The following is a 15,650-nucleotide window of genomic DNA, read 5'->3' as shown; positions in this document are numbered from 1 at the left end:
AAAGCTGAGGGAATCCTTTGTTTAAGTTTTGTTTAAAAAACGGATTTGTGTGCCAGCAGAAGAACTGACAATATCCCTCTTCAGATTCATTTCCCGAGCCAGCAATTCCGTAATCGCCAGCCCAATGCCGGTCCCCTTTTCACTGGACTGCCACTCCATGCCAGGCCCCTTATCTGCAATAACTAATGACGATTTCCCGTGATGCTCCTGTATATGAATACCAATATAGCGGCCTGAAGCGGCGTGGCGAACTACATTTTGGAAAATATTATCCAGCAAGCGGCGGAAGCCCTGCTCATCGACCTTCCATACGATACTATGCTCAGGCAGGTCGATATCTACTTCAAAGCCTTCCTTCTCCCATACGGGATACCAACTGGCCGCGCACTCCCGCACCAGCCGCAGGATATCGCGCGGTTCATTATTCAATGTGTATTTGCCACTGGACAGTAAATTATAGATGAGCAGATTGTCGATCAGACTGCCGAGGTCTTTCAGCTTGTTTTCCATTAACGTAATGGACTGCCTTGCTCTGACACTCAGATTTTCCGCATCCAGTGTGTACAAATGGCTGCGCACAACCGTAAGCGGCGTCCGAATATCGTGTGACAGATCGGCAACCAGCCTTTTGCGCAGTTCTTCCTCCTGACGCTCACGTCCCCGGCTCTCTGCCAACTGCTCAACCATCTGATTGAACGCTTCCTCCAGCTTGCCGATTTCATCCGGCCGTCCGGTGGTCACAAGAATAGGCAGCCCATCCTCGCCCCGCTGCGACATGGCCGCCTGGAGCCGTACCAGCCTGCGCCGGATACCTACAAAGAATAGAAGAGACACGAATATAAAACCGGCCAGCACCAATACAATAAAAAAGAGGTTGTATAGCAACATGCTGATATTCGTATTCGGCTGCTCAAAAAAGGAACGGGGCACTTTTAATACCATATAGCCCTGGTTCATATCGTCTTTGCCGCCGCCAATAAAGGCCACGATCGTAAGCGGTCCCTCATCGCTTACTTGCTTCATAAAAGCTATCGCCTGCGATGCGCTCCATTGTTTCGGGACATCCGGTTGTGCGGGTAGTTCCAGCCTTGTTCTCCCGGCTGCATTCACCCAGAATATTTGTGAATCCGGGAACGTGTCTCGCTGTATTTGGCGCAGGCGGGCTGATATTTGCTCTGGTGCTGCCCCTTTCAAAGCAATGGCTTCGCGATGCCAGCTATTTATAGTAAAGCTGCTGGAGGGGTAATGTGGATTTTTAGGCTTAAGATCCGATTCCCATTTAATCAACAGACTATAGAAAACTACCGTAGCAGGCAACACAATAGGCAACAGCAGCATGGCAACCACAATAATGAGCAGATAGCGGAACAACAATGAACTGCGAAATCTCCATCCCTGACCAGGCCTCGGGCTACGGTGCAGCCTATTCCAACCTTTACGCAGCGCGTTCATTATGCCTTCACCCGATAGCCTACACCACGGATTGTCTCTATGATTCGGGGATTCGCAGGATCAAGCTCCAGCTTCTCGCGCAGATGCCGAATATGGACCATCAGGGTTTTGTCTCCGTCAATATACGGATCTCCCCATACCGCCTCATACATTTGCTCCTTCGTCATAATCTGGCCCAAATGCCGCAGCAAATAAGCAAAAATATGATATTGCTTGCCTGTTAACGTAATCTCTTCCCCGGTATCACGGTTCATAATCCGGTTATCCGGAGAAAACACGGAGAGATGCCCCAGCTGTAAGGATTCCTCGGGTACAGCTCCCGATCGGCGCAGCAAAATCTCCATCCGCGCAATAAGCTCATCCGGGTGAAAAGGCTTTGTCACATAATCGTCGGCAAAATCCAGCCCTTGCAGCTTATCGTCAATGGAGGTACGCGCTGACAGCATAAGAATCGGAAGTTCGGGGCATTCTTTTTTGAGCCGTTTTCCAATGGTGAAACCATCCAGACCGGGAAGCATCACATCCAAAATCACTAATTGGCACGAACGTGCTGCTTCCATCGCCTTCTCCCCGCTGCGCAGCCACTTCACAGCGTAATTGTGTTCTTCCAGGTACTGATGCGTCCAGACACCGATATCCTGATCATCTTCAATGTAGAGTACATTGGTTTTCATATCTGACACCTGCTTATCGTTTTTCTTTTATGGAATGGGCATTATATCATGTATGGTACATAACCCAACCAAAAAGGTTAATAACTACCTTATACGACATACGCGATCCGATTTCAAATTTATTTACTCGCCAAAAAGGAGGCTATTCCATGCTACTGGAAGCGATATACCATCACCCGAAACGGAATTGGGCTTTTGGTTATGATCATGAAACGATATTTTTGCGGCTTCGCACCAAGAAAAATGACCTGACTGCCGTTCACGCTCTAACCGTAGACAAATACGACTGGGACCGTACCCGGCAGCTTGTTCCGATGTCCAAGTTTGCCACGGACGGACGGTTTGATTACTATGAATGCATTGTCAAACCGACTCATCGCCGGTTAAAATACGGATTTTTGCTGGAAGATGGCGAGGAACGCCTGTGGATGCATGAGAATGATTTTACGACCCAGGAGCCTGAAAATGCAGATAATCTGTTCCAATACCCATTCTTGAATCCGATAGATATTTTGAAGCCTCCCGCATGGGTAAAAGATGCCGTATTTTATCAGATTTTCCCTGAACGGTTTGCCAACGGAGACCCTTCCATTAGCCCGAACGATGCCGAGGCATGGGGCGGCACGCCGCAAAAAGACAATTTTTTCGGTGGCGATCTGCAGGGTATTCTGGATCATCTGGATTACCTGAGCAAACTGGGGATTAACGCACTGTATTTGAACCCTGTCTTCAAGGCGACAACAAATCACAAATATGATACCGAGGATTATATGGAGGTGGACCCGTATTTCGGAGACAAGGAGATATTAAAAAAACTGGTGAACGCCTGCCACGACCGGGGAATCCGGGTACTGCTCGATGCGGTGTTCAACCATTCAGGGCGTACCTTCAAGCCATTCGTTGACGTGCTGGAAAAAGGCGAAGCCTCACCCTACAAGGACTGGTTCCATGTACATAGCTTCCCGCTCGAAGTGGTCAACGGCACACCAACCTACGATACATTCGGCCTGGAGCCGATGATGCCCAAGCTGAACACCGAATATCCCGAGGTCAAAAAGTACCTGTTGGGGGTGGCAAAGTATTGGATCGAGGAGATCGGCATTGATGGCTGGCGGCTCGATGTGGCTGACGAAGTGGATCACGCCTTCTGGCGAGAATTCCGTACGACGGTCAAACAGGCCAATCCGGATGCGTATATTTTGGGCGAAATGTGGAATGAATCGTCAGAATGGCTTCAGGGTGACCAGTTCGACGCGACGATGAATTATCCGTTCACCTATGCGGTGAATGATTTTTTCGTCAAAAAAGTGACTGATGCCCAAAGCTTTGCCTTTGCCATCGGGCAACAGCTGGCCCGCTATCCGCAGCAGGCATCCGAAGTGGCCTTCAACCTGCTGGACAGCCACGATACGCCGCGCCTGCTGACGCTGTGCGGGGGTGATAAGCGGCTGATGCAGCTGGCCGCTATGTTCCAATTCACGTACATGGGCGCGCCCTGCATTTACTACGGTGATGAGATCGGCCTGGATGGAGAAGCCGACCCAGGCTGCCGCAAGTGCATGGAGTGGGACACCAACAAGCAGGATCATGAGCTATTCGACTTTTATCGCGAACTGATTGCGCTTCGCAAGGCGCATTCGGCCTTCCGCGGTAAGGGAAGCCTTACGTTTCTGGAGGCACGGCCAGAAGGCTCATCCCTTGCCTACGAGCGCCGCAGCGAGGAGGAAGTGCTGCTTGTTCTGCTCAACCGTTCCGGTGAGGAGCACGTTTTTGAGCTGGACATTCCCGAGCAGGAATGGCAATTGGCCTTTGGCGAAAGCCAGTGGTCCACTGGACCGGAGGGCTTGCATGCCAGGCTTTCACCCTACGGCTACGCTGTGCTGAAGACAGCACCTGCCGGGTCCATGAAGCCTGCGCAAAAGGGGAAGGGCACAGCCGAAAGTAAGGCATAAAAAAGCCTGTGCAGGTACATACTGGCAGGAATATTGTACGAGCACGGTCATAACAAAGTAAGACCACCAGGAGCAGGAAAGCTGTCCATTCTGGTGGTCTTTGTGCGTTAATGATGAGACTTTTGCATAAGACCGGCTCAGGAGCATTGATAGAAATCAGGTTGCCGCCTTGTCCAGTCTGAACAGACGCAGATTGTCTGACATCAGTTTCAATGATTCTCCCAATTGCATATTATCCCGAGCTCATTTTCCAGCAGGCTGGCGAAGCTCGAATAGCGACCCTTTTTGCATAAATAGACGTGGTATTGCAGATTCTAGGGGATATGCCGAAGCATACACACCTTCCCCAGATGGGACGAAAAGCGGAGGAAATGACATGAAACGAATCATTGCCCTGTGGCTATGTGTTGCAGTTATGGGGATGTTAGCAGTTACGGGTGAGCCCATGCTAGCCGCTCCAACGATTGACGAACAGCCTTATCATTTTGGGTTTAAAAAAAGCAAGGGAGGCGAGCTGCCTTCGATCGCGCAAGAGGGCTTTATGCACCTGATTGAAAGACAGGGCGGCATTTTTCTGGGGGATACTAAGAAGAAAGAATTATTCCTCACTTTTGACAACGGCTATGAGAATGGATATACGTCCAAAGTGCTGGATGTCCTAAAGGCAAAAAAAGTGCCCGCTACCTTCTTCGTAACCGGGCATTTTGTGAAAGACCAGCCAGCTTTAATGCGCCGTATGGCTAGTGAGGGCCATATTATCGGGAACCACTCGTGGAGCCACCCTGACATGAGTACCATTTCTTCAGCAGAAATCCGGTCCGAGCTGGATCGGGTACTCAAGGCATCCGCAGAGCTAACCGGCCAAAAAGAAATGAAATATGTCCGGCCGCCTCGCGGCATTTTTAGCGAAAAAGCATTAGCCTCCTGCCGGGAAGCAGGATATACGAGTGTATTCTGGTCTGTGGCTTACAAGGACTGGGATCCAAATATCCAGCAGGGAACAGACTACGCCTATCGCCAAGTCATGTCTCAGCTTCATCCTGGAGCAGTCATTTTGCTTCATTCCGTATCCAAGGACAATGCTGAGGCCTTGGGTTCAATCATCGACGATGCACGCAAGCAAGGGTATGAGTTCAAAAGCCTCAACGACCTGAAAGTTAAGCATTACCACTAGCGACATCTCTAGAAGACGAGTTTTCAACAGTAAAAAGCCCGATTCACACCTGCCTACAGTAGGGCGTGTGAATCGGGCTTTTTTTTGCGAGTAAGGAGCGCAGGCGGATTCGATGCTTATGTTAAGGTGAGCTTATACACCCTTGCTTCATAAGGACGCAGCTGCAAATCATGGACATTCTCGCCTGGCACCGGCTCGTAGTTAGACAGGAGCAGCTCTGCTTTATCAGCAGGATAGCCCTCTTCCTCAGGCCAGTGAAACACCGGATTACGGTCGAAGAAATTCAAAATGACCAGCAGATACTCCTGTCCCAGCGTGCGAGTGAACACATACAGCTCCGTATCAAGCGGCAGCAGCAGCTTATATTCACCATAGACTATGACCTCATGCTGTTTGCGCAGAGCAATCAGCTTACGGTAATAGTGGAAAATCGAATCAGGGTTGCTTCTTTCCGCTTCCACGTTGATGTGCGTATAGTTATCGTTTATTTTTATCCACGGGTCCCCATCGGTAAAACCGGCTGCATGATCCGCATTCCACTGCATAGGAGTGCGCGCATTATCTCTGCTCTTCTTCCAAATCGCCGCCATAATCTCTTCCTCCGGCTTGCCTATCTTCCGCTGCTGCTCATAATAATTTAACGTTTCCACATCCCGGTAATCATCAATCGACGAGTACGTGATATTGGTCATGCCAATTTCCTCACCCTGGAAAATATAAGGTGTGCCTTCGAGCATATGTGTGAAGGTTGCCAGCATTTTGGCCGACTCCACGCGGTATTGCCCGTCGTTCCCAAAACGGGACACAGCACGCGGCTGATCATGATTATTCAAATAATTGGCGTTCCAGCCTTCCAAATGAAGCACGGTCTGCCAATTGGTCATAATCTTTTTCAGTTCCACCAGCGTCCACGGCTTGGGGTCCCATTTTTCAGTCCCTTGACCTTCAGCATCGATAAACATATGCTCAAACTGGAAAACCATATTCAGTTCATGACGCTGATCCCCCACATAATCAAGTGCCTGTTCCGGACCCAGACCGGAGGTCTCACCGACGGTCATTAAGGGATAGCGCATCAGCAGTTTTTCGTTCAGCATGCGCAGAAGGTCATGCACCTGTTCCAGATTGGAAAAGAACTGGTAGGCCCGTACCCATTCCCTTTTATCGGGATTATCTGCATCCGGCAGCCCTTCAGCTTTGACAATATGGGCAATCGCGTCAAAACGAAAGCCATCGACTCCCTTTTTTAACCACCATTCCACCATGCGATAGAGTTCGCCCACCATCTCTTCATTTTCCCAGTTCAAATCCGGCTGGTGCTCCGAATATAAATGCATGTAATATTCGTCTGTTAGCTTGTCATATTTCCACACAGAACCGGAAAAATACGATTCCCAATTGTTCGGATATCCGCCATTTTTGCCTGCTCGCCATATGTAATAATCCCGTTTGGGATTATCCTTGGATGAACGTGATTCCGTGAACCACGGATGCTCATCCGATGTGTGGTTTAAAACCAGATCCATCATGATTCTGATCCCTCGTTCATGTGCCTTGCGCAGCAATTCATCAAAGTCATCCATCGTACCGAACTCATCCATAATGGCATAATAATCACTGATATCGTACCCGTTATCGTGATTGGGCGACTTGTATACCGGGCAAATCCAGATCACATCAATACCCAGCTCACACAGATAATCCAGCCTGGACAGGATACCGCACAAATCTCCTTTTCCGTCTCTATCAGAGTCCTGAAAGCTGATGGGGTATATCTGATACACCACAGCTTCCTTCCACCATATCTTTTTAAGCATGTTTCCCTCCTGTAGCTTCTCTGTACTCCCATAGCTTATGCTGTTAACATATATGCAATACCACGCGAATGGTTGTTTAGAGGAATTAAACCACCCCATATATATGAACGAGAAGTGAGCGCCATTCCTAAATCAAAGGAGGAATTCATGTGAACCATCGGTCCAGGAAGCCCAGGGATCTAATTGTAGAGTCTGCCGTAATCCCGCCAAATATCCATGTGGATGTAGAATCAGCCACCGAAGGGGGAATCCGCCGCCTGATGCTCAGCGATAACCCGGAGACACTTACCCATGCGACTGTACCTACCGAGCAAGCCACCCTGTGGCATGATGCGGTTCGAAACAAAACCCGGACCGTCAAGCATCGTATTTTCGGCTGGCATTACAACAAAATCGGAAGCACTGTCAAACTGGGCATTACGGTAGAGAACAAAAGTGATGCTGCACTGGAGGTACGTCATATAGAACGTGCTCTTGAGATTGCGCCTGAGGATGGCAACTGGATTATAGATGTCGGGCAATCCATTGCCAAAAGTTGTTTGGCCGGGAAGATGAAACGGCTCAAGCCTGTTGACCATCATAAATTCGACAGAGGCACCGCCCTGCTGGAGGAATTCGAGCTGCCGGAAGGATCGCTGGCCGGATTCACCTATGATTTTACGGTGGAGTATGCCGAAGGCCACGGTACGCTGGACTACGTCATTCGAACCGTAGTCAGCAAGGACACGCAGAGCGATCTGCGCCAGATTCATACAGACGCGCTTCCGCCCGTACCTCCACCGCAGGCGCATCCACGGGGGGTGTGGTCTTTTTCGGAGACGAATGCGCGGATGCCAGCATATGTCGTAGGGCAAATCGCCAATTATCGGGCATGTGCCACCAAAAAACTGGACGGCGGGACTCCTGCCGATCTGCTGTTTACCGGGGCACGCAGCGAGCTGGGCCCTGCACTTGATAATCGCGGACAATTCGGCACTATATACAACGCGACCATTCCCATCGTCAATGACAGTGACAAGGCACGAACCGTCCGGATTTATGCGAATCCGCGTGGGGGTGCGTTCGCCGGGGCTGTACGCATAGACAATCTTGTATACGGTATCCCGCTGCTGAAAGATAATACCAAGGTATGCAGATTGGCTGACATCAGCGTTCCGCCGGGCAAGTCCAGCTATGCCCTCAGCTTTATGGTTGCCGGCAGTGCCAGCATGCCGCTAGGACTGTATGTTATCACGCTATAGCTATACTCATGATGACTCCTTCGTCATTAGCGTAAAAAAAGCGCGAGTTCAAGGGTTATTTCCCCCTATAACTCGTGCTTTTTGGATTATGATCGCCTATTTGAGCAGGTTATGGATAGTTGTTCTTTAGTTGCCCAAACACACTTGATACCGCTCTATTTGAACCGTTGGACCTGTCTCGAAGGCATAATGGTCAACTCCGGAATGTTGACATGCTCCGGCTGCTCCAGTGCATAAAGGGCAGCTTCTGCAACATCATCGGGATGCAGCGGTAAAACGCTCGAAGCAAACGCCCGAATCTCCTGCTCGGGATATCCAGCCACCTGCGAAAATTCCGTCGCCACCGCCCCGGGGTGAATCGCAGTTACACGAATTCCTTGCGTACTGGTCTCCAAACGCAACGCGGAGGCTATGGCGCTAACGCCGTACTTGGTAGCGCTGTATAGTCCTCCTCCGGCAACCACTTCCTTCGCTGCAATAGAGGAGACAATGACAACATCCCCCTTGGCCTGTTCCCTCATTGGCTGAAGCCCATACTTCAGTGTCAGGACAAGACCGTGCACATTCGTCTTGTAAAGCTCCTCCCATCGTTCCAGATCCACTTCTGCCAGTGGGCTTCGATACCCGAAGCCGGCATTGGCAACAATAATGTCAAGCCGCCCCCAGTGTTCAAGAATGGCATGGACCGCCTGCTGTACATCTTCAGCTTTTTGGATATCGGCAGGTATTGCCATGACCTCGTACAATTCCTCTTGGTGCAAGTCGCGAATCAATTCGTCCAATCGCTCCTGACGGCGTGCCAATACAGCTACATATGCGCCTCGCTTTGCCAGTTTTCTTGCAATCGATGCCCCAATGCCGCTGCTTGCGCCTGTTACCAAAGCTACTTTACCAGCTAGGCTTTCCTTCCCTTTCCAGGATAACTCCAACTCATCCAATATCATGTTAAACCCTCCCCAAGCTTATTTGGTTAAAAGTACGCGATGAACGCCCTGGCTGCCTCCAGGAGCTGTGCCTATATATAAATATCCGTCATGGTTTACAGCCGTAGTTACGCCATAAAGCGAGCCTGCAGGATCATGCCAGCTTCCGATGAGTTTCCCCTGCGAATTAAGCTCCACAGCAAGCCCATGCTTCACAGGTGCGCTTGCACCGCTGAGCAGCGATTGAGGCAATTTGGCCATCATCCCAGCCAGCCACGGGCTTCCATGCATCTGATCTACAAAGGGAATACGTGTCGTGAAGAGACCGACCCAGAAATGGCCTTGATCATCACGCGTAATGTTATCCGGAAAACCGGCGAGATTCTCCGCAAAAATATCCGAAGTCCCCTTCTTCGGCCCTTTGAGCCAGTATCTGGTCAATTGGTAGTGATACGACTCTGCCACAAGCACAAAATCTTCGTCCGCAGACAAGGCAACCCCGTTCGCAAAATAAAGGCCTTCCAACAGAACTGTCGTCTGCTTGGTCGCCGGATCATATTTCAGCAAACGTCCATGTGGCTTGTTCTCGGCGATTTCTTTGAAGGTCACTCTGCCATAATTGGAGGTGTCAGAAAAATAAATAGTGCCATCTTTCGCAATATCTAGCTCATTGGCCAAATAGATCGGTGTGCCGTCGACTTGATCGGCCAACACCGTCACGTTCCCGGAAGGATCTACAGACAGCAGCCCCTTCCGGACATCCGTAACGATCAGATTTCCACTTGCGTCAAACATAAGTCCATTGGGCGTTCCTTTGGTATCTGCATATAGCTGGGCCTTTTGCGGATTGCCCTTTCCATCAAAGGCAACCTTATAAATTTTCCCGTCGGAGTCTCCCGTATATAAAGTGCCTTCCTTGTCAAAGGTGATAAATTCCGGAAACTTAGGGGCATCTGTAACAAGCTCTGCGGAGCTGAGTTTATTATTTTGTTGCCATGGACCCGCTTGTTCAAAAGAGGGGGCCGAAGGTGCAAGCCATTTTGCAGGCTGGACAGGGGAAGGGATGAGCATAAAAATAACCACTCCCAGAAAGATTACCGCCAGCAGCGATAATCCGGTTCTGCGTACCCATTTACGCGGTTTCTTATTCCTTCTTCCTTGAGAATTTTTGATGGACAAATCAGGTTTACTGGGCATGAGTGCCTCCTATGTGATGTGAATAATATTTATATTTGAACGACGATTTTACCGAAATACTGTTTTCCTTCAGCCAAAAGTGCAAAGGCTTCACCGATTCGGCTGAGCGGGAATACCCGGTCGATGACAGGATGTAGCTGATGGTGGGAAATGGCACGATTCATGTTTTCGAAATGTTCCCTGTTACCGACTTGACTGCCACGAATCGTCGCAGCCTTCTGCAAAATGCTGGTGACATCGAACTCAGGAATGGTCAAGCCCGATAAGAATCCGATCATGCTCACAGTCCCTCCGGTACGAAGTGCATTGATGGATTGTGCCATTGTTGTCGCTCCCCCCACATCCAGGACATGGTCGACTCCGCCGCCTGTCAGTTCCAGAGCCACCTTATCCCACTCGGGAACTTCCGAATAGTTGATTGTCTGCCATGCGCCGAGAGCTTTTGCCCGCTCCAGCTTGTCATTGCTGCTCGATGTTATAATTACCCGTGCTCCTGCCATCAGAGAGAATTGAAGCCCAAAGATGGAGACACCGCCTGTTCCTTGCAAGAGCACCGTATCCCCCGCTCGCAGCCCGCCGGATTCCATCAGCATGCTCCATGCGGTTAATGCCGCAATTGGCAAGGTGGAAGCCTCCTCCCAAGTAAGGTGATCCGGAATGGCGACGACCCCTTCTTCATGTAGAACGATATATTCAGCCGCCACTCCGCTGAGCGGCCCTCCCAGACTGTCCTTTAATACCTCCGCTCTCGTGCTGCCGCCAATGAATTTCTGCTGTAAATTTGCCGCTACCCTTTGTCCAACCTGGAATTTTGTCACCCCTTCGCCCACAGCTACAATTTCACCCGCTCCATCGGATAACGGAATGAAGGGAAATTGAATGCCGATCGGCATTACTCCATTAAGTATTACCAAATCTCGGTAATTTAAAGATGCTGCCCTTATGCGGATCAGAACTTCCAGCCGTCCCGGCATCGGTATGTCGAGTTCCGTCAAGGTTAATTCTTCAAAGCCAAAACCGTTTTTCAGTTGCACTGCTTTCATTTTGGTTGTCCTCCCTGCAATGTTAAATTTTTTACCTAGTATCGATACAGTGTATTATACTAGAAACAACGTTTCTTTTATAATACACTGTATCTTTTTATCTTCAAAACGTCAATCTTTACTTTAAAAATAAAACGTGTCGTAAAACTGCCTCCGTTATTTTAACGTTCCTTACCAAGTAAAAATTGGAGGCAGGGTCGCTTTCGCTTGCCCATAACTTACTCAGGTAGGCAAGCATGAACCAAAAAACGCGAGTTGCAGAGGTGGAATAACCTCTGCAACTCGCGTTTTTTACATAAATGGTGATATAAGCACTGTCCAATACAGTTAAAATTTTGCCTATGAGACAGACCCATTTAAGCTCCACATTTTATAGACTACAACGATTTAAACGTACTCATAACTACACGACCCTGCTAAGTATAAAATTGGGAGGCGGAACGGGCTCCGGCTTGCCAAACAAATAACCCTGTGCCAGGGACACACCTGCTTCACGACAAAATTCAAAATCCTCCAGCTGTTCCACACCTTCTGCCAGCACCTGGCCGCCAAAATGTGAAGCCGATTCCACGATCCCCGTAATTTGCCGCTGCTGATCACTGTTACAATGACAGCCATCAATTAAACTGCGATCAATTTTGACATAATCCGGCTGGAGGCAATTCATAAGCTCTGTTGTAGAATAGCCTGCCCCCACATCGTCCAGCGCCATTGAAATTCCCTGTTCGCGGTATTGTTCAAAAATATGATGCAAAACATTCAGGTCATCAATTTCTTCCGTCTCTACGACCTCAAACACAAAATCTTCCGTATGCATGGACAACCGGCTAATCGTCTCAAAAGTATGATTTATACAATAGGCCGAATTATAAATCGTCGAAGGAAGAAAGTTAATAAAGCGTTTCATCCCCGCAGGAAGGCATCTTGCACTTTTTTCAATAGCAGAAATACGAGCCAGACGATCCAGATGAGCATGCAAACCAGCTTCTCGGGCTGCTTCAAACAGCCGAAAAGGATGAAAGGGCCGCCCCGGATGCGACGGACGCAGCAAAAATTCAAACCCGATAATGTTCAGCTGGTGGTCAACAATAGGCTGCATGTGGCTGGTAAAACTTTCATCCTTAATAATAGTCATCAGATCCGGATTCTGAAGTCTGGCTTGCAGTTGGCCAAATTGAAGCCAATCCTCTCCTTCTGTATGATTCAACCCAATGACCGCAGCTTCCATATGGTCTAACCATTCCTGCGGCAAACGAGCCAACCCATGAACCAATTGCTCTAACTCTGAACGGCTGTTATACCGAAACACGATGGCATCCTCACGCCATTGTCCCGATGGCATACCCAACCTAACTATTACCGAATCAAGCGTTACTTTGGAATTCCTGATCTTCAGTAATCCTTGATCCTTGATTGGTAATATGATGCTGCAACTGCTGCATGTCATAATGGTCCTCCTCGGAACAATTTCCCGATTTTTTCACCATTATATCACAAATAACTAGAGCAAAAGTACTATAAAATCACGAAATATAGGCTTATTTACAATCTAAAACTAGGACTTAAGTTCAAAAATCGACAAAAAAACCGAAATCTTTTGCAGCAATTTTCAATTGATTTTGTCATCCTGAAAAATCAAAAAAAGCAGCCAGTCTCTCGGTGATGAGACTGGCTGCTTAGCTATTGATCAACTTTGGCACCAGAAAGTGGAACTTATTTGGAAGCCTTGGGTTTGGTTGTTTTGGCTGCGTTAGGCTTTGCGCCAGCTTTTAAGCTGTATTTGGCAAAGCCGTCTGCGGCACTGCCCAGGTAAGCAATTTGCTGATTTCCAGCCAGCACATCCTTGGCATCAGGAGAGGACTCAAAGGTCACCCTGGCCTGGCCGAAAGGAGCAATAGACCAATTGCCATCCGCTGATGGATTAATCGTTCCGTTCGTCCGGATATAGTCAACAATGGCCTGACGGTTTTCATCCGGCGCAGCCATCACAATGCGTTTGCCATCCGGGTTGGCAAGCTTGGAGGAGGAAGCACGATAATTATTGGTCGCTACGATAAATTTCTTCGCAGGATCAATCGCCTTCCCATTGTATTGCAAGTCCTTGATACGATGAGCCGAAGAATCAATCATGGTTCCCTTCGCATCATAACGTGCTGGCTGAGTTACATCGATTTGGTAAGTCACACCGTCAATGACATCAAAATTGTAGGTTGGAAAATCCTTGTTGATCAGCGCTTGTTCTTCTGTTTTGCTGGGATCAATGCGGTTGAACTGGCCCGCAGACCATTCCAGCCACTCCTGAATTTCAGCACCCGTCAGTTCTACGGCATGAACCGTGTTCGGATACACATAGAGGTCGGACACGTTTTTAATCGCGATCGTACCTTCGGGAATGTTGGTGTAATACTCGGCACCGTTGCGACCGCCTGCCTTGAATGGGGCGCCAGCTGACAATACCGGAAGATTTTCGTACTTGGTCCCTTTCAGATGGTTTTGAACATACCATTTTTGGGCATTTGTCACAATCTGAATGGATGGGTCATCCTGCACCAATGCAAAATAACTGGTAATCGGTGCAGTGGTGGTTCCGACCGGTTGACGAACATAATCCAGCGTTCCTTTATGGTCATCCTTGATTGCATCCATCAGTTTAAACTCAGGGGTTATCTGCACAGCCTGATTTTTGGCATTCACAACCGGACGTACTTCAGACTGGGAATTGGTGACAGTCCATTCACTTTTTTTCTTTTCGAGGCTCAGGTCAATAATGCCCAGTTCCTTGCCCCATGAGGAAGCTTCAACAGCCGGTACACCATTAATGGTTCCTTTATCCAGGTCTACCCCGCTCATCCCTTTAAAATCAGGACCCGGGAAAGATTTATGCGCATGTCCAAACAGAATAGCATTAATTCCGTCCACCTGGCTCAAATATTTAACAGCATTCTCCATCATCGGTGTTTGGGGTGCATCCTCATAGCCTGTGTGCGCAAGCACGACAATAATGTCGGCACCTTCCATTTTTATTTGCGGAATGAACTTTTTCGCCGTTTCCACAATATCCTTTGTTACGACCTGATTCTTCAAATTGGCTTCATCCCACTGCATAATTTGCGGGGTTACCAAGCCGATTACACCCACCCGGAGCGTATGCTCCTCGCCCCTCGCATCCGTCACCGTTTTATCCAGAATGCGATAAGGGGTAAAATAATTTTTGTTCCCTTGTCCCCCGTTGTCATAGTATACGTTCGCATTTACGTAAGGAAAGCTGGCTCCCTTGAGCGATTTCTCCAAAAAGTCGAGCCCATAGTTAAATTCGTGGTTTCCGACCGTAGCCGCATCATAGCCCATCAAGTTCATCATCTTGTAGACCGGATGAACACCGCCTTCTTTCTTGAAGGTTTTGTTCCTGGCCATATAATCGCCCAATGGATTCCCTTGCAGCAAATCACCGTTATCGAACAGCATGCTGTTCCTAACTTCACTACGTGCCTGCTGAATCAATCCGGCTGTGTTAATCAAGCCATATTCGTTGGTTTCCTTATCTGCATAGTAATCATAGTTCATCAATGTCGTGTGAATATCCGTTGTTTCCATGATTCGCAAATTCACTGTAGCACTGTCTCGAGAATCGCTGGCTGCCCAGGACGGTGCAGCTGTAAATACAAGCATACTGCAAGCTGCTATCGCTGCTGTAAATCCTTTAAACCAATTTTTACGAACTAACAAAATATACCCCTCCTCATTAAGATGTATGGTTCACATACATATCTTTGCACATATATGTAAGATTCGAACCCACCATTCCTATTTTAATCCAATTCCAGATAAAAGAGTAGTTATTCGCTCAAGTTATTTATAAAGAAATAATTAATTTTCGGTACTGTCATTTCTCTCTCAATGCTGGACAGTCCCGCCTTCAAGGCATATAATCGTCGTAGTAAACCCGAATAAACCAACCCATTAAACCATACCATGCCAGGGGTGCTGGAATCGGCCGGCTGAGAGTGTGTCCCCAAGACACTAACCCTTACAACCTGATCTGGGTAATGCCAGCGTAGGAATGCTTAAGCGAGGATGTTCCTTTTTTACACAGGGCCATCCCTTACTTTGGTATAGACAAGCGCAAGCGTCCCGGAACACTGGGATGCTTTTTTTTTGAGATTAAGCGTTGTTGGAA

The 15,650-nt window shown here is 48.5% G+C and carries 11 protein-coding genes and 1 riboswitch; of the genes, 3 read left to right on the top strand and 8 right to left on the bottom strand.

The window, feature by feature from the left end:
- Positions 1-21: 21 nt before the first annotated feature.
- Both JO375_RS05555 and JO375_RS05550 read right to left on the bottom strand, forming a co-directional pair.
- Complete coding sequence (locus tag JO375_RS05555) at positions 22-1,452, bottom strand: sensor histidine kinase (protein WP_229523514.1); 1,431 nt, start codon at positions 1,450-1,452, stop codon at positions 22-24.
- Complete coding sequence (locus JO375_RS05550; protein ID WP_229523513.1) at positions 1,452-2,126, bottom strand: response regulator transcription factor; 675 nt, start codon at positions 2,124-2,126, stop codon at positions 1,452-1,454. The genes JO375_RS05555 and JO375_RS05550 overlap by 1 nt, the downstream gene beginning before the upstream one ends.
- Before the next feature lie 149 nt (positions 2,127-2,275).
- Between JO375_RS05550 and JO375_RS05545 the strand changes: the two genes are divergently transcribed.
- Together JO375_RS05545 and pdaA are read left to right on the top strand one after the other, a co-directional pair.
- Positions 2,276-4,078 carry an alpha-glycosidase gene (locus JO375_RS05545; protein WP_229523512.1) on the top strand — a complete coding sequence of 601 codons (1,803 nt, stop codon included), beginning with the start codon at positions 2,276-2,278 and terminating at the stop codon, positions 4,076-4,078.
- 376 nt (positions 4,079-4,454) lie between these two features.
- Positions 4,455-5,252 (top strand): delta-lactam-biosynthetic de-N-acetylase, encoded by a 798-nt coding sequence (gene pdaA / locus JO375_RS05540; protein ID WP_229523511.1) that lies wholly within the window; start codon positions 4,455-4,457, stop codon positions 5,250-5,252.
- Between the two features lie 116 nt (positions 5,253-5,368).
- On the opposite strand, the gene JO375_RS05535 is transcribed toward pdaA, so the two are convergent.
- Positions 5,369-7,069 (bottom strand): glycoside hydrolase family 13 protein, encoded by a 1,701-nt coding sequence (locus tag JO375_RS05535; protein ID WP_229523510.1) that lies wholly within the window; start codon positions 7,067-7,069, stop codon positions 5,369-5,371.
- Positions 7,070-7,218: 149 nt separating this feature from the next.
- Between JO375_RS05535 and JO375_RS05530 the strand changes: the two genes are divergently transcribed.
- Entirely contained in the window at positions 7,219-8,310 is a 1,092-nt protein-coding gene (locus tag JO375_RS05530) for a hypothetical protein (protein ID WP_229523509.1), read from the top strand.
- Positions 8,311-8,465: 155 nt separating this feature from the next.
- Here the strand turns inward: JO375_RS05530 and JO375_RS05525 are convergent, their stop codons facing one another.
- The 5 genes from JO375_RS05525 to JO375_RS05505 all read right to left on the bottom strand — a co-directional run bounded on the left by JO375_RS05525 (position 8,466) and on the right by JO375_RS05505 (position 15,199).
- Complete coding sequence (locus JO375_RS05525; protein WP_229523508.1) at positions 8,466-9,254, bottom strand: SDR family oxidoreductase; 789 nt, start codon at positions 9,252-9,254, stop codon at positions 8,466-8,468.
- An 18-nt stretch (positions 9,255-9,272) separates the two neighbouring features.
- The gene (locus JO375_RS05520) at positions 9,273-10,430 is read right to left on the bottom strand and encodes an SMP-30/gluconolactonase/LRE family protein (RefSeq protein ID WP_229523507.1); all 1,158 of its coding nucleotides are present in this window, start codon (positions 10,428-10,430) and stop codon (positions 9,273-9,275) included.
- Positions 10,431-10,459: 29 nt separating this feature from the next.
- Positions 10,460-11,473, bottom strand: a complete 1,014-nt coding sequence (locus tag JO375_RS05515; protein WP_229523506.1) for a zinc-dependent alcohol dehydrogenase family protein — start codon at positions 11,471-11,473, stop codon at positions 10,460-10,462.
- Between the two features lie 403 nt (positions 11,474-11,876).
- Positions 11,877-12,920, bottom strand: a complete 1,044-nt coding sequence (locus tag JO375_RS05510) for an EAL domain-containing protein (RefSeq protein WP_229523505.1) — start codon at positions 12,918-12,920, stop codon at positions 11,877-11,879.
- 266 nt (positions 12,921-13,186) lie between these two features.
- Positions 13,187-15,199 carry a bifunctional 2',3'-cyclic-nucleotide 2'-phosphodiesterase/3'-nucleotidase gene (locus JO375_RS05505; RefSeq protein ID WP_229523504.1) on the bottom strand — a complete coding sequence of 671 codons (2,013 nt, stop codon included), beginning with the start codon at positions 15,197-15,199 and terminating at the stop codon, positions 13,187-13,189.
- Between the two features lie 241 nt (positions 15,200-15,440).
- Positions 15,441-15,551, top strand: a riboswitch (TPP riboswitch).
- The last annotated feature ends 99 nt before the right edge of the window (positions 15,552-15,650 follow it).

Source organism: Paenibacillus farraposensis, assembly GCF_020736845.1.
GTDB classification, from domain to species: Bacteria; Bacillota; Bacilli; order Paenibacillales; family Paenibacillaceae; genus Paenibacillus; species Paenibacillus farraposensis.
This window is presented reverse-complemented; position numbering and strand designations above follow the sequence as displayed.